This is a genomic window from Nocardia sp. NPDC060249, assembly GCF_042728755.1.
GTDB lineage: Bacteria > Actinomycetota > Actinomycetes > Mycobacteriales > Mycobacteriaceae > Nocardia.
In genome coordinates, this window is the sequence record NZ_JBHXAQ010000012.1 from 114,486 (window position 1) to 134,173 (window position 19,688).

The window sequence follows — 19,688 nt, forward strand, 5'->3', positions numbered from 1 at the left end:
TGATGTGTGTCAGTGCGTTCCGGACGTAAACGATGGTAGGTGCTGGAAGTGGCCGTCCGTCGGGTAATCGGAAAAACATGGTGATGACCGGGAGATCCGTTGTGCGGGAGGAAATTGCGGACACGGTGATGTCCGGACTCGGCCCGCTGATCGATGGTGACGGGCGGGCGTGGTCGTTGTCGCCGAACAACGTGCGCCGTCGACGGGGTCTTCGGTCGGCCGCTGCTCGGCCTCATCGCGGCGGCTATCGCGCGCCGGACTGTCCGGTCCGGCCGAGTTCGGCCTGACAGCGAACCGTACGAGAGTTGTGACCTCGGCGTGATCGGCCGTTGAGCGGGGCGTGTGACTCGAATCGCTGGAACATGCGGCCTGTCACAGCCGACACATAATGGAGGTCCGGTGTGGCAAGCTCATATGAGCACATCGGGGTGTGTGAGGTGTGTCACTTTGAGCAGGTAGGGCCAGGTGGGAACGGTGGATATCAGTCCAAAAGGTGTGGTCGGTTCGGTGCAGCGGTTGCTGGCTACCGCGCAGAACGGGCTGGAGGTGATCCGCTTCGGCGGGTTGTCACACGATGTCGAGTCCTCGCCCTTCGAGGTCGTCGAGCGCCGGCGTATGTACCGGCTGCGGCACTACTTCCCCGACGATACGACGCCGGGCCGTCCGGTGGCGCTACTGGTGCCGCCGTTGATGGTGAACGCCGACATCTGGGACGTCAACGCGGCAGGCGGCGCGGTCGGCATCCTGCACGCGAGCGGAATCGACTGCTGGGTCATCGATTTCGGCTCACCCGCGACCGAGGAGGGCGGCTGGCAACGCGACCTGGCCGACCATGTGCTCGCGGTGAACTCCGCCATCGACACCGTCTGCGAGGCCACCGGCGCGCAGCTGCACCTGATGGGGTACTCCCAAGGCGGCATGTTCGCCTACCAGACCACCGCTTATCGCTACGGCAAGGGCGTGGCCTCCATCGTCACCTTCGGCAGCCCGGTCGACATCGTCGCCGGAATGCCGTTCGGGCTGCCCTATGGTGTGGTCTCCGAGGTCGCCGATTTCCTGGCCGACCACGTGATGCACCGGCTGCCGATCACCGAGTCGATGGTGCGCATCGGCTTCCAGATGCTCGACCCGGTGAAGACCGCCAAGTCGCGCATCGACTTCCTGCTGCAATTGCACGATCGGGAAGCGCTGCTGCCCAAGGAACGTCAGCGTCGCTTCCTCAACAGTGATGGCTGGGTGGGGTATTCGGGTCCGGCCGTGGCGGATCTGCTCAAGCAGTTCGTCGCACACAATCGGATGATGCTCGGCGGCTTCGTGATTCGTGACCATCCCGTATCGCTGGCTGAGCTCAGGTGCCCGATCCTGGCATTCGTCGGCGAGGTCGACGACATCGGTCAGCCCGCCGCGGTGCGTGGCATCGTGCGTGCCGCGCCCAACGCCGAGGTGTACGAAGCGAGCTTGGTGGCAGGCCATTTCGGGCTCGTCGCCGGTTCGACGGCCACCAACCACACCTGGCCGATGGTGCGCGACTGGATCGCCTGGATGGACGGCAGCGCCACCCTGCCCGAGCAGATCGTGCCCATGCAGGAACACGTCGCGAGCAACGCGCCGCGCACCGCCGCCACCCGGATGGTGCACACCGCCGCCGGCCTGGCCGAGGCGGGCGCGGGCGTCGGTAAGGCGCTGGAAGGCATCGCGGGCAACACGATTCGCGGCTCGCTGGAAATGGCGGGGGAGGCCGCGCGGGCGCTGCCCCGGCTGACCCGGCTCGGGATGATCCAGCCGCACACCCGCATCTCGCTCGGCAAACTGCTCAGTGAGCACGCGAGCCGCGCGCCGCAGAAGGACCTGGTTCTCTTCGACGACCGGGTGCACACCAACGCCGCCGTCGAGGAACGCGTCGACAACGTGGTGCGTGGCCTGATCTCGGTCGGCATCCGCCCCGCCATGCGCGTCGGCATCATGATGGAGACGCGTCCGAGCGCCCTGGCCTCGGTCGCCGCGCTCTCGCGCATCGGCGCCGTCGCGGTGCTGCTGGCACCGGGCGCCGAACTCGACCGGGCCATCGAGCTGACCGGCGTGCACACGCTGATCACCGATCCGGAGAACCTGCGCACCGCCGCCACCACCGCCGCCAGGGTGCTGGTGCTCGGCGGCGGCGACAGCCGTGCGCTCGCCGTGCCCACCGGCGATCGAGTCATCGACCTCGAGCAGATCGACCCGGGCAACGTCCGGGTGCCCGCCTGGTACCGGCCGAACCCGGGTCTGGCGCGCGAACTCGCGTTCGTGCTCGTCCTCGGCTCCGGCGACCGGCTCGAAGCGAAGTACATCACCAATCACCGCTGGGCGCTGTCGGCGTTCGGCACCGCGAGCGCGGCCGACCTCGACCGCCGCGACACCGTCTATTGCCTCGCGCCACTGCATCATTCGTCGGGGCTGCTGGTGAGCCTCGGTGGGGCGATCGCCGGTGGTAGCCGGATCGCGCTGGCTCGGCCGGTGGACATGGACCCGAACCGCTTCGCCGAAGAGGTGCACCGCTACGGCGTCACCGTCGTCACCTACACCTGGACGATGCTGCGCGACCTGCTCGACGCCCAGGTCTTCCCCGCGGGCCACAACCATCCGATCCGGCTGTTCATCGGGTCCGGTATGCCCGCGGGTCTGTGGCGGCGCACCGTCGAACAGTTCGCCCCGGCCAGGGTGCTCGAGTTCTACGCCTCGATCGACGGCGACGTGGTGCTGGCCAACGTCACCGGCGCCAAGATCGGGTCGAAGGGCAGGCCCGTTCCCGGCACCGCGCGGGTCGAACTGGTCGCCTACGACCCGGTCAGCGAGCAGATCCTCGTCGGCGACGACGGGTTCGCCCGCCGCTGCGCCGACAACGAACCCGGGCTGCTGCTCGGCAAGGCCGTCGACGGTGGCGACATCTCCGACGGTGGGCTGCGCGGTGTGTTCCGTGCCGGTGACGCCTGGTGGCCGACGGAGAACCTGTTCCGGCGTGACAGCGACGGTGACTACTGGTTGGTCGACCGCCGCGACACCGTGATCCGGGCCGCGCGCGGACCGGTGTTCACTCAGCCGATCGTGGACGTCCTCAACGATATCTCCCCGGTCGACATGGAGGTCGCGTTCGGGCTGAAGACCGCCGCGGGCGTCATCGCCGCGGCCGCCCTGAGCGTGCGTCAGGGATTCCGGATCGAACCGGGCGATGTCACCGAGGCGATGCGCGGCCTGGAGCCCGGCCAGCGCCCCGACCTGGTCTATGTCGTCGACGAGATCCCGCGCAGTTCCAGCTTCCGCCCCTCGGCGTCGGCGGTGCAGGTCGCGGGTCTGCCCAAGGCGGGACCGGGTACCTGGATCTACAACCGGGAGACCGAGGCTTACGAGGTGCTCACCGCGTCGGACGCGGAGAGGTTGCTGGGCTGAACGACGTCCCGCCGGCCGTCGCTCGGTCGGCGGGGAAGCCGAGTCGTCAGTAACATCGAGTGAGCTAGTCGTTTCACCGATGTTCCAGGGGATCCTTTCGTGAGCACCAGCCTGATCTATCGCAGCGGAACCGTGTACGAAGTCCTGATGCGGGGGTTGTACGGACGTCACTACGACGGGCGGTTTCAGCCGATTTCGGCTCTGATACCAGCGGGAGCCAGCGTCGTCGACGTCTGTTGCGGTCCGGCGACCCTGTTCACCAAACATTTGCAGCACAAATCCGTCGACTATCGCGGGCTCGATCTCAACGAGGGATTCATCGCCGAGCTGACCAGCGCGGGCGGACGCGGCGAAGTCTGGAACGTGCACGCCGACCACCCACTGCCGTCCGCGGACTACCTGATCATGCAGGCGAGCCTCTATCATTTTCTGCCCGACCCGCAACCTGTCATCGATCGCATGCTCGCCGCGGCCCGCACCCAGGTGATCATCGCCGAGCCCGTCCGCAACCTCGCGACCAGTGACAACCGGGTGCTCGCCACGATCGGCCGACGGTTCACCAACGCGGGGGACGGCGCTCAGGAGGCCCGGTTCACCGAGCCCAGCCTGGATGCCTTCTTCCGCAGGTTCGGTTCACGGGTTTCCTACCGCGCGTTGATCGCGGGCGGTCGGGAGAAGCTCTACGTGCTCGACGTCTGAGTCAGACGGTGAACGCGGTGACCGCCTCGACGACCCGAGCGACCTGAGCGTCGCTCAGGTCGGGCCACAGCGGCAGCCGGACGACCGTGCCGGAGAACTCGGCGCTGCGCACGCACGGATTCGGGGTCCGGCCGAGTTTGAATCCGGCCGGGCTGGAATCGAGCGGTACATAGTGGAACGGCGCCGAGATCCCGAGCGAGCCGAGGTGGCTGATCAGATCGTCGCGCCGGGCCTCGGTCGGGGTGCGCAGGTAGTACAGGTGCGCGGTGTGCTCGCGGTCGTCGGGGACCGTCATCAGGCTTACGTCGTTGCGCGCGGCCCAGTCCGGCAGCGCGCTCGCGTAGCCGTCCCACACCCGGTGGCGACCGGCCTGGATGGCATCGAACTCCGCGAGCTGCGCGTCGAGTACGGCCGCGTTGAGTTCGCTCGGCAGATAGCTGGAACCGATATCCTGCCAGGAGTATTTGTCGACCGCGCCACGCAGGAAACGGGCCCGGTCGGTGCCCTTCTCCCGGATGATCTCGGCGCGCGCCATCAAGATCTCGTCGGTGAGCAGCAGCGCGCCACCTTCACCACAATGCACGTTCTTGGTGTCGTGGAAGCTCAACGTGCCGAGCGTGCCGATGGTGCCGAGGGACTGACCACGCCAGCGACCGCCGAGGCCGTGCGCGTTGTCCTCGATGATCGCGAAGCCGTGCGTGTCGGCGAGCGCGAGCAGCTCGGCCATGTCCGCGGCGACTCCGCCGTAGTGGATGACGACGACGGCTTTGGTGCGCGGCGTGAGCGCGGCGGCGACCGAGGCCGGATCGAGATTGCCGGTCGAGAGATCGATATCGGCGAAAACGCAGGTCACTCCGCGCAATGCCATCGATGTGGCGGTCGAGGTGAAAGCGAAGCTCGGCACGATCACTTCGTCATCGGGGCCCAATTCGAGCAGCAGGCCCGCCATCTCGAGCGCGGAGGTGCACGAAGTGGTCAGCAGTGCGTGGGGGGCCTCGGTGATGGCCTTGATCTTCGCAGTGGCCGACGCGGTGAACGCGCCGTCGCCGTGACTGTGATCAGAGTTCAGCACCGCCTCGAGGTTGGCCAGTTCCTGGCGCGCCCGAAACGGTCGGCTGAAGATGATGCGATCACTGCTCAACCCGGTCGGTCTCTCTCTGTGCGGTGGTCGCTTCCCGATGACCGGGACGCGGAGTCGGTGAATCGACGGTGAGGTACAGCGGTTTACCCACCAGGACGTGCAGCGCGACGCCGAGGTATTCGGCGATCAACCCGAGCGAGAACAAGGTCGCACCCGAGCACAGCAGCAGCACGACGATGATCGATGCCCATCCTTCGGGCGCACCGTCCCCGGTGAGATGCTGGCCGACGATCACCGCGGCGAACACGAGCCCACCGAGGGCGAGGGTCACACCGAGCATGCTGACCAGCCGCAGTCCACGGGTGCCGCTGCACAGCACCATCTTCCAGAACAGCGAGAACAGTCGACGGTAGTTGTACCCGGACTCGTCTCGGCCCTCGGCCCGCAGCTCGACCGGCACCTGCGCGACCGTGCCCACCACCCAGGTGAGCGCGACGTCGAGGTACACACCGTTGGACGCGACCCCGGCGAGCTGGCGACCGATATCGCCGCGGATGAGCCGGTAGCTCTCGAATCGGCTGGAGTCGGGGAAGGCGAACAGCGTCGCCAGCACGATCTTCGCGCCGCGCGAGGTGATGTTGCGCAGGAAACCGTGCGGGCGGGTGTTCACCGGCTTCGAGTACACGAGATCGGCCCGCTCGGTGAGCGCCGCGTCGAGGAACTGGCCGATGAAGGCTGGATCGTGCTGACCGTCTTCGTCCATGGTGATGATCCAGTCACCGCCGGCGGCCGACATGCCCGCGATGGTCGCCGCGTCCTGGCCGAAGTTGCGGCTCAGCCACACGGTCCGCACCTCGTCGAAGGTGTGTTCCAGCTCCTGCAGCACCACATCGGAGTGGTCGGGGCCGTGATCGTGGACGAGGACGACCTCGTCGACGACGAACGTGACGCCGGCCGGCGTTTCGGTCGGCCGGCTCAGCTTGTGCAGTTCGTCGACCAGGCCGCTGATGGTGTCCTCGCCGCGGTAGATCGGCACGACGACCGAAACCCGGTGCGGGCGGGGGTTGTTGGACGCGTCGGCATGACCGTTCGGCGTCGGAGGTGCGGAGCGGTAGGTCGGCGAGGTGGGAATCGGCATCAGCTGGATCGACTTTCGAAGACGGTGCGTGCCGGTACTCCCTGCGTGACAGCAGAGTCCGAGCCGGTGAACTTTAACACGGTACAGCGTGGCCTTCTCGGCGCTGCGCCGAGGGAATCTCGCCCGGCCCACTGCACCGTGAACGGTCCGTCGATGTAGGGTCTGGGACTCGTGACCGACAGTGCTGTACTCGATGCGCGTAGAGACTCCGATTCGCGACGCGATGTCGTGCGATGGGGGCTCGTCACGACTGTCGGGGTGATCCTCGGGTACGTCGCCGTATTGCTGGCCAACGCACGCCATTTCTTCACCGACGACACCGAGTCGCAGTACACCTCACTGTGGGTGACGCTGGGTCGCGAGATACGCGACGGCCGGTTCCCGGCGATGGTTCCCGAGCAGTGGATGTCGGGCAACAACACGATGGACGACGCCGGGCTGTTCAACCCGCCGCAGCTGCTGATCGACTTGATCGCGCCGTCGGTGGACAACATCGCGCTCTACGCGACCGTGGTGAAGTTGATCTTCTCGATCATCGCGGGCCTGGGCGTGTACCGGATCTGCCTGGCCTATGGCGGTCGACCGGCATGGTCGGCGGTGGCGGGCGTCGCGTTCCCGCTCTCCGGCTTCTTCCTGTTCTTCGATACAGCGAGCTGGATGACCGCGCTCACCGGCACCGCGTGGATGGTGCACGCGTGGGCGTCGTCGGTACGCTACGCGCGGGGGACCGGCGGTCCGATCCCGGTTTTCGTCTTCCTGTATCTGACGATCTCGGTGCAGTACATCTTCCCGGCCGTCGAGGCGGCGTTGATGCTGTTCGCTGTCGCCGTCGGAGAGATCATCTACCAGCGCGCATGGCGGCCGGTGCTGCGGTTGGCGCTGGTTTCGCTGTGTGCCGGACTCGCCGGTCTGCTGACCTACCTGCCGAGCATGCTCTCGGCGAAGGTGACCTGGCGCGGGACCGCGCAGATCATCAACGACCAGTTCCTCACCGTGCCGTGGTCGGAGTCGCTGAACGCGAGCCTGCCGACTACGTTGCCCGCGTTCACCTCCTGGTGGGGCTACATCCAGCCGATGCCGGTCACCTATATCGCCTGGTTCCTGGTTCCCGCACTCGCCTTCATCGACTGGCGCAGGGCGAAGGACTGCTGGCGTGAACTCAGCGCGGTCGGGATCTTCGCGATCATGATGCTGATGTGGACGGCCGGACCCGGCACCGTCGGGCCGCTGCGATGGCCGGTGCGGGTGCTACCGATGCTCGCAATCGGTCTGCTCGTGCTGGTCTGTGTGCTCCTCGGTCGCTACGGCACGACCAAGGACCTGAAGAACCGTGGTATCGCCGCCGGTGTGCTGATCCTGTTGCTCTGGGTTCGGTCGTTCTCGGCCGCGCCCGATGACTGGTACTGGCACCTGCTGGCGGCGGCCGCGATCGGCGCGCTCGGCGCCGGATTGATCTGGCTGGACAAGACCCGTGGCGTCGCCGCCGCGTGCCTGCTCGCCATCACCGCGATGTTCCCGATCGTCTACTTGCAGGTGCGGGACGCGCAGCCGACGCCGATGTCGTGGAACCTGCCTGCCTCGCGGTCCGAGGCCGCGGCGAAGTTCCCGGATTTCACCGGCAACACCATCCAGCTCGGTGACCGCGGGCTGCTCCAGCCGAAAGACAAGAGTGTCGATGGGGCGTACGGGTCGCTCGTTTTCGGCAACTCGGCCAAGGGCCTCGGCTTGAACTACGTGAACGGCTACACCCCCACCGGGCACTTCTACTTCGGCGAACTGCTCTGCATGCGCTGGGACAGCAGCGTCTGCCCCGACGCCTACCGGCGGATGTTCGCGCCGGAGGCCACGACCGGGCGGCCGTTGGCCGATCTGATGAACCTGGACCGGGTCGTCGTGCAGAAGGCGCTGTTCCCCGACGTGGTCGACCAGGAACCGCCCGCCGGGTGGAAGTGGGTCGACTACCCGGGCCACGAGACCTACATCGGCGTGCTCGAGCGGGTCGACGGACCGATCTCGAGCAAGAACGGCCGGATCACCGATGCCGCCGGCGTCACCGCGACGTCGCTGTCGGAGAGCTACACGAGCAGCCGGATGCAGGTCAGTTCGCCGACCGGCGGCCGGATCGTGCTCGCGCGCCTGGCGTGGCCGGGCTACCGGGCGACCCTGAACGGCGCCCCGATCCCGATGACCCAGATCGCGAAGTCGATCGTCGCGGTGGACATTCCGGCGGGCACCGACAAGGCCGAACTCGACGTCACCTGGCGTCCGCCGGGCTGGAAGATCGGCATCGCGGCCGCACTCGCCGGGCTGGCCGGACTCGGTGTCGCACAGTGGGTGTACATGCGTGGCCGTCGGCGCGGTGCCGAGACCGGCAACCCCGAGCCGAGCGCCGATCCCGTCGAACGCGAAATGGTGGATGTGCGCTCGTGACAGCCGACTCACCGCGCGTCGCCGACGCACCGACCGGCCTGCTGTTGCGTGTCGTGCGTCGACAGGAACTCGCGTTCGCGCTGATCGGCGGCTTCAACACCGCCCTCGGCATCGTGCTCACCGTGGCCTGGATGGCTGTCCTCGGTGATTCCGTACCGCCCGCGGTCGCGGTAGCGCTGGCCTACAGCATCGGCGTCGTCAGCGCGTTCGTGCTGCACCGGACGCTGGTGTTCCGCGTGCGCGGTCATGTGCTGCGCGACTTCTTCGGGTTCGTTGTCGTGAATTCGGGCGGACTCGTGCTGAACATGGCGCTGCTGTCGCTGGCGGTCTCGGTCTTCGGGCTGCCGCGGATGCCGTCGGCGGTGGTCGTGCTCGGCTTGGTGGCGGTCGGCAGTTTCTTCGGTCACCGGCACATCTCGTTCCGTCGTGGCTCGGATTCTCCGACGTCGGCGGCGGCCGGGTAGGTTGTCGGTCATGGCGCAAGAATCCACCATCGACGCAACCCTGCTCGGCCTGCTGGCCTGCCCCCAGGACAAGGGCCCACTGCAGCTGGTGCGCACCGAAGCCGATGTGAGTGTGCTCTACAACCCGCGGCTGCGGCGCGCCTACCCGATCGACAACGGCATTCCGGTGCTGCTGATCGACGAGGCTCGCGACGTCACCGACGCCGAGCACGAATTCTTCGTCGCCGAATCCTGATCGGCCCACTCGGTAGCGTCCCCACGGCTCCCGAATCGGAGTTCGGCTTCCTTGGTTCGCGCTGAGGTGCTGACCCGATCAGGAAAGAGCGCAGGGGCGATGTGCCACCGGGGATCGTGCGGGTGACTTCGCGCTGAATCACCAACTGCCGGTATCGATGTCACCGGTCAGGTAGCGCTGCACGACCGGGCCGACGGCATCGACCACGGCATCGATCGGCATCGAGGCCAGCGGTTCCAGTGCGATGATCTTGCGGGTGGTCAAGACCCCGACCATCTGGGACGCGGCCAGCGAGACCCTCGCGCGACCGTCGTCGTCCGCCGTGGCGATGCGCACCCTGACCCGTTCCAGCACCACCTGGAGCAGGAACGAGCGCGCGAGATTCTGATCGCCGCCCGCGAAGATGCTACGGACCATGGCCACGATGCCGGGTCCGGCGGGGGAGTCCCACACCGTGACGACCGCGCGCACGATCGTCGCGCCGAGCTCGTCGATCGGTGCGGCGTCGACGGCGCTGAGTGTGGTGTCCGGGTCGACCGGGAAGTCCACCGCGGCGGCGAACAGCTGCTGCTTGTTGCCGAAGTAGTGGTGCACCAGCGCCGGGTCGACATCGGCATCGGCCGCGATCGCGCGGATCGAGGTCTTGTCGAACCCGGCGCCGGCGAACCGGACCCGCGCCGCGTCGAGGATCGCCAGCTTGGTGTCGGCGTTGCCCGGCCTGCGCCCGGTGCGCCCGGATTTCGCTGTGCCGGAACCGGATTCGCCGTCACTCATCATGGATCCTCTCGTCGGGCCTTGTTCGCTACGGGGTGCGTCGACGCAGAGTAGCCGCGGCGAGGCCGAGCGCCACCACCGCGAACCCGGCGACGACAGCGATATCGCGCCACATCGCGGCTGTCGGCTCCGCGTGCACCGACACCTGCTGGAGCGCGTCGACCGCATAGCTCAACGGCATCACATTGCTGATCGCCTCGAGCCAGCCGGGCAGCCGGTCACGCGGTACCAGCAACCCGCACAGGAAGATCTGTGGCGCGACGATCACCGGCATGAACTGCACGGCCTGGAATTCGGTGCGCGCGAACGCGCTCGCCAGCAGGCCGAGCCCGACGCCGCACACCGCGTCGACCATGGCGATCAGCATGACCCAGCCCGGACTGCCCGCGGCGGTCAATCCGAGCAGCCAGAACGCCACCACGCAGGCGACCGCTGCCTGCGCGGCGGCGGCGAGGGAGAAGGCGCTGCCGTACCCGGCGAGCAGGTCGAGCTTGCTCAGCGGTGTGGTGAGCAGCCGTTCGAGGGTTCCCGAGGTGCGTTCGCGCTGCATCGCGATCGCGGTGATCAGGAACATCACGATGAACGGCAGGATGCCGAGCATCGTGATGCCGACCCGGTCGAACATTGTGAGCGGGGCGTGCGGTGGGCGCGGTGCGTCCTGATAGATGAAGTACAGCAGGGTCATCAGCAGGGCGGGAACCACCAGGATCATCGCGACGGTGCGGTGATCGTTGCGCAGTTGCCGCAGGATCCGGGCGGTTGTGGCGCTGTAGGGCCGCAGGGTGGTCATGCGTGCTCTCCCATCGTGATCAAGGTCAGGAAAGCGGCCTCGAGGTTCTGTTCGTCGGTGCGCTCGCGCAGTTCGTCGGGGCTGAGCTGGGCGAGCAGGTGGCCCTCGCGCATCAGCAGCAGCTTGTCGCAGTGCTCGGCTTCGTCCATCACGTGACTCGACACGAGCAGAGTCGTTCCCGCCGCGGCCAATTCGCGGAACTGCTTCCACAACTCCACGCGCAACACCGGATCGAGGCCGACCGTCGGTTCGTCGAGTACCAGGAGTTCCGGCTTGCCCACGAGCGCGCACGCCAGCGATGCCCTGGTCTTCTGGCCGCCCGAGAGCTGATCGCCGAGCTGATCGGCGTGATCGGCCAAACCGACTGCGACGAGCGCGGATTCGGTGTCGTCCCGATCGCGTCCGTAGAGGGCGGCGTAGTAGGACACATTGTCGCGGACGCTGATGTCGGCGTAGATGCTCGGCGCCTGCGTGACATAACCGACCCGGCGGCGCAGCCCGGCGCTGCCCGCCGGCTCGCCGAGCACGGTGACGGTGCCCGATTCCACCAGCTGCGTTCCCACGATGCTGCGCAGCAGGGTGGTCTTCCCGCAACCGGACGGGCCGAGCAGGCCGGTGATCGAGCCGCGCGGGATGTCCAGGGTGAGGCCGTGCAGGACGGGGCGTTTTCCGCGCTTGACGGTCAGGTTCGCGACCTGGACGGCGATCGGTGGGGGTGCGGTGCGCGACATGGTCGCCTCAATTCATCAAGTGTTGAATTCACTACGTGATGAATTTAGCGCGAGGATGTCGATGTGGCAAGGTCAGTGGGCGTGTCCCGGGGGTGCCACGGCCTGCTGACCTGGCTCGACGACGGTGAACTGGCCCATCATCCCGACATCCTCGTGCCACAGCAGATGGCAGTGATACATGTACGGCGTCGTCGGATCGGCGGGCCCGTCGAAGCGCAGGGCCAGCGTCGTCGCCGTATTCGGTGCCAGGAAAATGGTGTCCTTGGCGCCGGTCAGCTCGGGGGGAGGCGGGGCGCCGTCGTAGTCGAGCACCCGGAACTGCACATCGTGGACGTGAAAGTTGTGCGGCATGCCGTCGATGTTGCGCACGACCCAGTTCTCGGCAGTGCCGCGGGTGACTGTGGTGTCGATGCGGCTCATGTCCATGCGCGCGCCGTTGATACCGGCCAGGGTCAGGTCGAAGCGCCGTTGCGTGACCGCGTCGCGTCCGTCTGGAATCGACAACGGCACCAGGGTCTCCGGCAGGTCATCGGAGGAGCGCAACATCGACGCGGCGCGCAGCTCGAGCACATCGAACGTGTCGTCACCGCCCGAGAACCGGTTCGACCAGAAGTCGAGGCCCGCCGCGAGCTTCTCGCTGCGCAACACGGTGCGCTCGCCGGGGCGCATCCGCACCACGATCTCCGCGCGTTCGCCGGGTGAGAGGCGGATGCGATCGAGTGCGGTGGGGCGTTCGAGCAGGCCGCCGTCCGAACCGATCATCGCGAACGCGCGCGCGTCGTCGAAGGCGAAGGTGTAGATCCGCGCCGTCGAGGCATTGAGCAGGCGTAGCCGCACCAGTTCGTCCCCGACTTCCTGATAGGGGGACGAGGTGCCGTTGACCATGGTGCGGTCGCCGAGGAAGCCGATGTCACGGAACACCGTGTGCGCCCCGTCGAGGCGGCTGCCGCGCAGGCGCATGTCCTGCACGATCACCGGGATGTCGTCCACGCCGTAGGTGTCCGGCAGCGGCAGTTCCGCGCTCGGCGCGTCATCGATCAGGAACATGCCGGCCAGGCCGCGACGCACGTGGTCCTCGGTCGCACCGTGGGGGTGTGGGTGATACCAGAGAGTCGAAGCCGGTTGGTCCACCGTCCATTCCGGTGTCCATGACGCACCGGGGTCGACCATCTGGTGCGGCCCGCCGTCCATGGCGGCGGGCAGGTGCATGCCGTGCCAGTGCACTGTCGATGCCTCGGGGAGCTGGTTGCGCACCTGGACTCGCACGCGTTCGCCGCGGGCGGCGCGCACGGTGGGTCCGAGGTAGCTGCCGTTGAAGCCCCATGTCTCGGTGGCGCGGCCGGGCTCGAACTCGGTTGTCCCGGTACGCATATCGAGTGCGAACACCCGTGTTCCGGTGGAGTCGACAGTCGAATCGGCCAGCGGTGGAATATGCAGTGGCCGAGTGAATTCCGTGGTGCCGACCGTCGAGATGTCGGCGGCGCTCCACGTCCATGCCACCGCGGCGCCGATCGCGGTGACCAGAGTGAGGACGAGGGCGCACGCGCCGAGCAGGATGCGGCGCAGCCGACGTGGGGGAGAAGTCATGCATCGACGGTAGGGACGGCACAGCCGCGTCACATCCGGGTGCGTCCCCGGTTCGACCCCGATTTCCGGTCGAGCATTTCAGGGTTTTCCGCAGGTCAGAGGTGTGTGATGTGGATCACATCGGTGGCCTGTCACGTTCCGGCGGGCTGCTTTGTCCCCTGTACATCCCACCGACAAGGAGTACCGCAATGACCACCACCACGCACCGCGTCGTCGTCCTCGGTGCCGGCTACACCGGCATGCTGGCCGCGATCCGCCTGGCCCGGCGCACCAGGAAACTGGACGTGGCGATCACCCTGGTCAACCCGTCGGCCCGCTTCACCGAGCGGCTGCGGACACACCAGATCGCCGCCGGTCAGGAACTCGCCCACCACGACATCCCGGAAATCCTGCATGGCACCGGCGTCGAATTCGTTCAGGGCTGGGTGACCGCCATCGACCCCTGCGCGCAGCGTGTTCGCGTCGACGGTGCCGGCGAACTCGCCTACGACGAGCTGATCTACGCCCTCGGCAGCACCGCCGAGACGGCCGTGGTACCCGGCGTCGCCGACCACGCTTTCACCCTCGACGACCCGCGCCTCGCCCACCAATTCGCCGGCAAGCTGGATACCCTCGCGGCTCGGGGTGCCGCCGTCGCCGTGTGCGGTGGCGGCCTCACCGGTATCGAAGCCGCGACCGAAATCGCGGAAAGCCACCCCGGTCTGCGCGTCACCCTGATCAGCTCGGGCGAGCCGGGCGCGATGATGGGCGACAAAGCCCGCGCCCACCTGAACAAGGCGATGGACCGGCTCGGGGTCGTCCGCGAGATCGGTGTGCGGGTCGCCCGGGTGCGGCCCGACGCGGTCGAACTCGCCGACGGCCGGGTGATCGGCGCCGACCTCACGCTGTGGACCACCGGTGTACGGGTCTCCCCGCTGGCCGCCGAGGCGGGCATCGAGACCGACGCGCGTGGCCTCATCGTCGTGGACCCGACACTGAAGTCGGTGTCGCACCCCATGATTCACGCCATCGGTGACGCGGCCGCCGTCCGCCAGGGGTGGGGGCAGGTGCACGGCACCTGCCAGAGTGGACTGCCCACGGCCGCGTACACCGCCGACCTGATCGCCGCCGAACTGCGCGGCAAGACAGTGCGGCCGTTCCGCTTCGGCTACTTCCACCAGCCGGTGAGCCTGGGGCGCCGCGACGCGGTCATCCAGTTCACCAACGCCGACGACACCCCGCGCCGCCTCTACCTCACCGGCTGGGCCGCGCGCACCTACAAGGAGATGGTCAGCAGCAGCCCCGTTCCGACGTTCAAGGCCAGCAAGAAGATGACCATGAGCGTGCAGTTGTCCAAAGGCGGTAAGGCGACTCGCGCCTTCGCGTGAACAGCCCGCACCGTCGCCGATCGGGCGCCGATCCTGCTCGGCGCCCACCGATTCGCCACAGTGACGGAGCGTGCGAGATGGTAGATCGTATGTCCGACCAGGATCCGTTCCTCGAACATCGTCGCCTGCTGTTCGCGACCGCCTACCGCATGCTCGGTACAGTCACCGACGCCGACGACGTCCTGCAGGACACCTGGCTCAAGTGGAACGACACCGATCGCACCACAGTCACCCATCCGAAGGCCTACCTGGTTCGCGCGGTCACCAATCTCTCGCTCAACCGACTCACCTCCGCCCGCGTGACCCGCGAAAGCTACGTCGGCCCTTGGCTTCCCGAGCCGGTCCTGACATCGCCCGATATCGCCGAGGACACCGAATTGGCCGACACCGTCTCCACCGCCATGCTCGTCGTGCTGGAAACGCTCACCCCGGTCGAACGCGCGGTGTTCCTGCTGCGCGAAGTGTTCGGCTACTCGCACGCCGAGATCGCCGAAGCCCTCGACCGGCCCGAGGCGAGCGTGCGCCAGATCGCGCACCGCGCGAAGAACCACGTCCACTCCCGACGCCCACGATTCGATACCGACAAGGCCGCGCGCGCCCAGGTCACCGCACAGTTCATGGCCGCCTGCGCAGGCGGCGACCTCAACGCCCTGATGGACCTGCTCGCCCCCGATGTCACGTGCTGGTCCGACGGCGGCGGCGTGGTCACCGCCGCCCGCCGCCCCCTGCACGGCCCCGACCACGTCGCCCGGTGGATCCTGGGCGTCCTTGCCAAACCGCAGTCCGCGGGTGTCGAACTCACCGCGGCCGACATCAACGGCGAGCTGGGCACCCTGGCTTCCTTCGCCGGAAACCCCGGCGCCGCCTTCACTTTCGACCTCGTCGACGGACACATCCAGAACCTGCGCTTCCAGGTGAACCCCAGCAAGCTGGCCGGGCTCTACCAGGGCACCGAACTGCTGGGCTGAGGCTTGGGCGCACCTGCGGCCACGCGCGGCGGAGCAATGTCGCGTATCAGTGCCCGACTGGGTGACAATGACGGTCGTGTCCGCCCAGGAACTGGCTGTCGATCCACCCGCCGCCGCCCGCAGGTTGCTCGGCGCGATCCTGTGGTCGGGACCGGTGGCGCTGCGCATCGTGGAAGTCGAGGCCTACGGCAGCAACCCTGACGGGCCGTGGCCCGATCCGGCCGCACACTCCTGGCCGGGGCCGACGGCCCGCAACGCGGTGATGTTCGGCCCGGCCGGGCGACTCTACGTCTATCGCTCGTACGGAATTCACCTCTGTGTGAACGTAACCGGTGGCTACGACGGTGAAGCCGGTGCGGTGCTCGTCCGTGCGGCGGAAGTGGTCGAAGGCATCGATGTCGCTCGCGAACGCAGGCCCGCCGCCCGCAGGGACGCCGATCTGGCGCGCGGACCGGGCAATGTCGGCAGCGCGCTCGGCATCAGCATGTCCGACTACGGAACCGAGCTGTTCGACCCGTTTTCCGAGCTGCGCCTCGAACTGGAACCACCTGTGCCGGAATCGGATATCGCCGCCGGTCCGCGGGTGGGTGTCAGCGTGGCCGCCGAGATCCCGTGGCGGTTCTGGCTGCCGGCCTCGCCCGCCGTCTCGGTCTATCGGCGCAGCCCTCGCGCCCCGATGCCCTAGGCGATGTCGACAGACTTCGCCGACAGCGATGAGTTTTCCGGCAACGGTCCGTCCTATCTGTTGAACGCGCTACCAACCCGGCGCGACCGACTCGAAGGACGAGACCATGACCACTGCGACCCCCTCCGCGAACTTCTCCCACGCCGCCGGCTACCGCCCCGGCAAGATCCGCAACCGCGTCCTGTGGACCCTGCAGATCGTGCTCGGTCTGTTCTTCGTCATCGCCTCGGGCGGCCCGAAGCTCGTCATCCCGAACACGTTGATGGACAACGCTCCCGAGAACCTGACCATCCCGATCGGGCTGCTGATCTTCATCGGAGTCGTCGAGGTGGCGGGCGGAATCGGCCTGATGGTGCCGCGCCTGTCCGGCCTGGCCGCCGCCGGTCTGTCCGTGCTCACCGTGCTCGCCGCGGCGACGCAGGCCTTCATCGCCGACAAGCCCGCGATGGGGATCTTCCCGCTGGTGCTGGCCGCGATCTTCGCCTGGATCGCCTACGAACGCCGCGCCACCATCACCGCGCTGGTGCGATGAGCCGCCACTCGACACGCTGACAATCGCCGGAGCCATCGGGTTCCGGCGATTGTCGGCGTGCCGAGTGTTCGGTTATGGAGCTGATCGTGTGCTCCCGATTTCGTCGCCGAACCCAATAGGGCGAATCCATCGCAGGTGCGACGATCGAGGACCACGTCGAGAAGACCGTACGAGCAGGAGCGCCCGTGTTCACTTTTTCCAGCAGCGACGGCACCACGATCCACGTGCGGACCTGGCTCCCCGCCGACGCCGAGCCGCGTGGGGTCGTGCAGATCGCGCACGGCATGGGCGAACATTCCGACCGTTACGGGCACCTCGCCGAACGGCTGGCCGGTCTCGGCTTCGCTGTCTACGCCGACGACCACCGTGGGCACGGCCTCAGCATGGGGGCCGTGCCAGGCGATCTGGGTCCCGACGGCTGGAACCTGCTCGTCGCCGACGAGGTCGCGCTCACCGAGATCCTGCTCGAACGTCATCCCGGGCTGCCCGTCACGCTGATCGGCCATAGTCTCGGCTCCTTCGCCGTGCAGCAGTACCTGCTCGACCACTCCGGCCTCGTCGACCAGGTGGTTCTGAGCGGAACCACCGCGGTCGACGGCCTGTTCGGCGAGATCGCGGCCGCCGGTGGTGACCTGATCGGCTTCTTCAACGCCGAGTTCCAGCCCACCCGCACCGACGCCGACTGGATCAGTCGCGACGAAGCCCAGGTCGACGCCTACAACGCCGACCCCTGGTGTGGGTTCGCCATCGACGACGCCAACATGGGCTTGCTCGCGACCAACGCCCAGACGCGGCTGTCCGATCCGAGCACCGTGCGCGCCGACCTGCCCGTCTACGTGATGGTCGGCGACAAGGACCCGCTCAACAACAAGCTCCGTCTGTCCGATCTGCTCGTCGAGCGATACCGCGACGCGGGCCTTGCCGACCTCACCTACCAGGTCTACGCGGACGCCCGCCACGAAGTCCTCAACGAAACCAACCGCGACGAGGTCGAAACCGATTTGCTCGCCTGGCTCACCCGCGCACGCGACTGACGAACCGCATGCGGAAAGATGGGTCAGCGTGACCGGCGACATCTTCGACGAACTGACCTGGCGCGGCCTGATCGCGCAGTCCACCGACCTGGACGAGCTGCGCGCTGCCGCGGCCGCCGCGCCCCTGACGCTCTATGCCGGCTTCGACCCGACCGCCGCCAGCCTGCACGCCGGCCACCTCGTCCCGCTGCTCGCGCTCAAGCGCTTCCAGCTGGCCGGGCATCGGCCGATCGTGCTCGCCGGCGGCGCGACCGGCATGATCGGCGACCCGCGTGACGTGGGCGAACGCACCATGAACTCGACCGACACTGTCGCCGAGTGGGCACAGCGCATCCGGGGCCAGCTCGAGCGATTCGTCGACCTCGACGAGTCGCCGACCGGTGCGGTCATCGTCAACAACATGGACTGGACCGGCCCGCTGTCGACCGTGGACTTCCTGCGCGATGTCGGCAAGCACTTCTCGGTGAACGTGATGCTCGCCCGCGACACCGTCAAACGGCGGCTCGAAGGCGACGGCATCTCCTACACCGAGTTCAGCTACATGCTGCTGCAGGCCAACGACTACCTGCAGCTGCGGCGCGAGCACGGCTGCACGCTGCAGGTCGGTGGCTCCGATCAGTGGGGCAACATCATCGCCGGCGTCGAACTGAACCGGCGCGTAGACGGCGCGCATGTCCATGCGCTCACCGTGCCGCTGGTGACCTCGGCCGACGGCAAGAAGTTCGGCAAGTCCACCGGCGGCGGCAGCCTGTGGCTCGACCCCGAACTGACCAGCCCCTACGCCTGGTACCAGTACTTCGTGAACACCGCCGACGCCGATGTCGTGCGCTACCTGCGCTGGTTCACCTTCCTGAGCCGCGAGGAACTCGACGAACTCGAGCAGGCGACAGTGGAACGTCCGTTCGCGCGCGAGGCCCAGAAGCGGCTGGCGGCGGAGATGACCACGCTGGTGCACGGCGAGGCCGAGACCCGCGCGGCGGAACTGGCCAGCCATGCCCTCTTCGGTCGTGGTGAGCTCGGCGAACTTCCGCTGTCCACGCTCGGCGCCGCGCTGCGCGAAGCCGCGGTCGACGGCAAGGTCGCCGAGGTGGTGCCGGGTGAACCGAACACGATCGTCGACCTGCTCGTCGCGTCGGGCCTGTGCGAAAGCAAGGGCGCGGCCCGTCGGGTGGTCAACGAAGGCGGTGCGTCGGTGAACAACCAGCGGGTCGGCGATGTCGAGTGGACTCCGTCCGACGCCGACTACCTGCACGGTGAGTGGCTGGTGCTGCGGCGCGGAAAGAAGAACATGGCGGGCGTGCATCGGATAGCCTGACGTCGTTGCGGAGGCCTGAGTCACATGCGTGTGATTCAGGCCGGCGCAGCGGCTGAGCGCACCGCGGTGACCTGCGGAGATCCGGTGTTGTCCAGGCGATTTGACGCGGCGTTATCCGGCGCGTAACTTATTGGAAGTCAGAGCGACACGGACACCAACCCGGAGCCGAGACGCTAGCCCGAGAGGCTGGCGGGCCAAGGGAAAACGCGGTAGTACGGGGAACGCCTGACGGAGCTGAAGATCTTGTGACCAGGCTTACGATTGACTTCGTCTGGATGCAAGGTTAGGCTGGAACAGTTGCCCTTCAGGAGATCCGGAACGATCCGGTCATTCTGTTTGTGCGTGTGTTCTTTGAGAACTCAATAGTGTGTCGATGAATGTCAGTGCCAATATTATTATTGGTTCCAGCCTTCGCGTACCCCCCGGTCGTGG

The 19,688-nt window shown here is 67.5% G+C and carries 17 protein-coding genes; 11 read left to right on the forward strand and 6 right to left on the reverse strand.

The genetic code is table 11. The features are described 5' to 3' along the window. Positions 1-474 precede the first annotated feature (474 nt). Positions 475-3,426, forward strand: a complete 2,952-nt coding sequence (locus ACFWFP_RS29610; protein WP_379300462.1) for an AMP-binding protein — start codon at positions 475-477, stop codon at positions 3,424-3,426. Positions 3,427-3,525: 99 nt separating this feature from the next. Next, entirely contained in the window at positions 3,526-4,125 is a 600-nt protein-coding gene (locus ACFWFP_RS29615; RefSeq protein WP_379300464.1) for a class I SAM-dependent methyltransferase, read from the forward strand. 1 nt (position 4,126) lies between these two features. Here the strand turns inward: ACFWFP_RS29615 and rffA are convergent, their stop codons facing one another. Continuing rightward, complete coding sequence (gene rffA, locus ACFWFP_RS29620; protein ID WP_379300466.1) at positions 4,127-5,266, reverse strand: dTDP-4-amino-4,6-dideoxygalactose transaminase; 1,140 nt, start codon at positions 5,264-5,266, stop codon at positions 4,127-4,129. Further along, positions 5,256-6,344, reverse strand: coding sequence for a glycosyltransferase (locus ACFWFP_RS29625; protein WP_379300468.1), 1,089 nt, complete (start codon positions 6,342-6,344; stop codon positions 5,256-5,258). Before ACFWFP_RS29625 ends, rffA begins: the two co-directional genes overlap by 11 nt. Before the next feature lie 258 nt (positions 6,345-6,602). Here ACFWFP_RS29625 and ACFWFP_RS29630 point away from each other — a divergent pair, with 258 nt between their 5' ends. The 3 genes from ACFWFP_RS29630 to ACFWFP_RS29640 are packed head-to-tail and all read left to right on the forward strand — an operon-like array spanning position 6,603 to position 9,473. Further along, positions 6,603-8,774, forward strand: a complete 2,172-nt coding sequence (locus tag ACFWFP_RS29630; protein WP_379300489.1) for a hypothetical protein — start codon at positions 6,603-6,605, stop codon at positions 8,772-8,774. After that, positions 8,771-9,238 (forward strand): GtrA family protein, encoded by a 468-nt coding sequence (locus ACFWFP_RS29635; RefSeq protein WP_379300470.1) that lies wholly within the window; start codon positions 8,771-8,773, stop codon positions 9,236-9,238. Before ACFWFP_RS29630 ends, ACFWFP_RS29635 begins: the two co-directional genes overlap by 4 nt. Positions 9,239-9,248: 10 nt before the next feature. Next, positions 9,249-9,473, forward strand: a complete 225-nt coding sequence (locus tag ACFWFP_RS29640) for a Trm112 family protein (RefSeq protein WP_379300472.1) — start codon at positions 9,249-9,251, stop codon at positions 9,471-9,473. A 138-nt stretch (positions 9,474-9,611) separates the two neighbouring features. On the opposite strand, the gene ACFWFP_RS29645 is transcribed toward ACFWFP_RS29640, so the two are convergent. The 4 genes from ACFWFP_RS29645 to ACFWFP_RS29660 all read right to left on the reverse strand — a co-directional run bounded on the left by ACFWFP_RS29645 (position 9,612) and on the right by ACFWFP_RS29660 (position 13,355). Beyond that, positions 9,612-10,247, reverse strand: a complete 636-nt coding sequence (locus ACFWFP_RS29645) for a TetR family transcriptional regulator (RefSeq protein WP_379300474.1) — start codon at positions 10,245-10,247, stop codon at positions 9,612-9,614. Positions 10,248-10,275: 28 nt separating this feature from the next. After that, positions 10,276-11,037 carry an ABC transporter permease gene (locus ACFWFP_RS29650; protein WP_379300476.1) on the reverse strand — a complete coding sequence of 254 codons (762 nt, stop codon included), beginning with the start codon at positions 11,035-11,037 and terminating at the stop codon, positions 10,276-10,278. Then, positions 11,034-11,768: an ABC transporter ATP-binding protein gene (locus ACFWFP_RS29655; RefSeq protein ID WP_379300478.1), complete on the reverse strand. Its 735-nt coding sequence runs from the start codon at positions 11,766-11,768 to the stop codon at positions 11,034-11,036. The genes ACFWFP_RS29650 and ACFWFP_RS29655 overlap by 4 nt, the downstream gene beginning before the upstream one ends. 72 nt (positions 11,769-11,840) lie before the next feature. Then, positions 11,841-13,355, reverse strand: a complete 1,515-nt coding sequence (locus tag ACFWFP_RS29660) for a multicopper oxidase family protein (RefSeq protein ID WP_379300480.1) — start codon at positions 13,353-13,355, stop codon at positions 11,841-11,843. Between the two features lie 188 nt (positions 13,356-13,543). On the opposite strand from ACFWFP_RS29660, the gene ACFWFP_RS29665 reads away from it, so the two are divergent. The 6 genes from ACFWFP_RS29665 to tyrS all read left to right on the forward strand — a co-directional run bounded on the left by ACFWFP_RS29665 (position 13,544) and on the right by tyrS (position 19,256). Beyond that, on the forward strand, positions 13,544-14,722 hold the full coding sequence (locus tag ACFWFP_RS29665) for an NAD(P)/FAD-dependent oxidoreductase (protein WP_379300482.1): 1,179 nt from the start codon (positions 13,544-13,546) through the stop codon (positions 14,720-14,722). A gap of 89 nt (positions 14,723-14,811) precedes the next feature. Next, on the forward strand, positions 14,812-15,690 hold the full coding sequence (locus ACFWFP_RS29670) for an RNA polymerase sigma-70 factor (RefSeq protein WP_379300484.1): 879 nt from the start codon (positions 14,812-14,814) through the stop codon (positions 15,688-15,690). 67 nt (positions 15,691-15,757) lie between these two features. After that, the gene (locus ACFWFP_RS29675) at positions 15,758-16,375 is read left to right on the forward strand and encodes a DNA-3-methyladenine glycosylase (RefSeq protein WP_379300485.1); all 618 of its coding nucleotides are present in this window, start codon (positions 15,758-15,760) and stop codon (positions 16,373-16,375) included. A 106-nt stretch (positions 16,376-16,481) separates the two neighbouring features. Then, entirely contained in the window at positions 16,482-16,907 is a 426-nt protein-coding gene (locus tag ACFWFP_RS29680; protein WP_379300486.1) for a DoxX family protein, read from the forward strand. A gap of 185 nt (positions 16,908-17,092) precedes the next feature. Then, positions 17,093-17,941 (forward strand): alpha/beta hydrolase, encoded by an 849-nt coding sequence (locus ACFWFP_RS29685; RefSeq protein ID WP_379300487.1) that lies wholly within the window; start codon positions 17,093-17,095, stop codon positions 17,939-17,941. 28 nt (positions 17,942-17,969) lie between these two features. Continuing rightward, a complete protein-coding gene (gene tyrS, locus ACFWFP_RS29690) occupies positions 17,970-19,256 on the forward strand; it encodes a tyrosine--tRNA ligase (RefSeq protein ID WP_379300488.1) in 1,287 nt (428 codons plus the stop codon). The last annotated feature ends 432 nt before the right edge of the window (positions 19,257-19,688 follow it).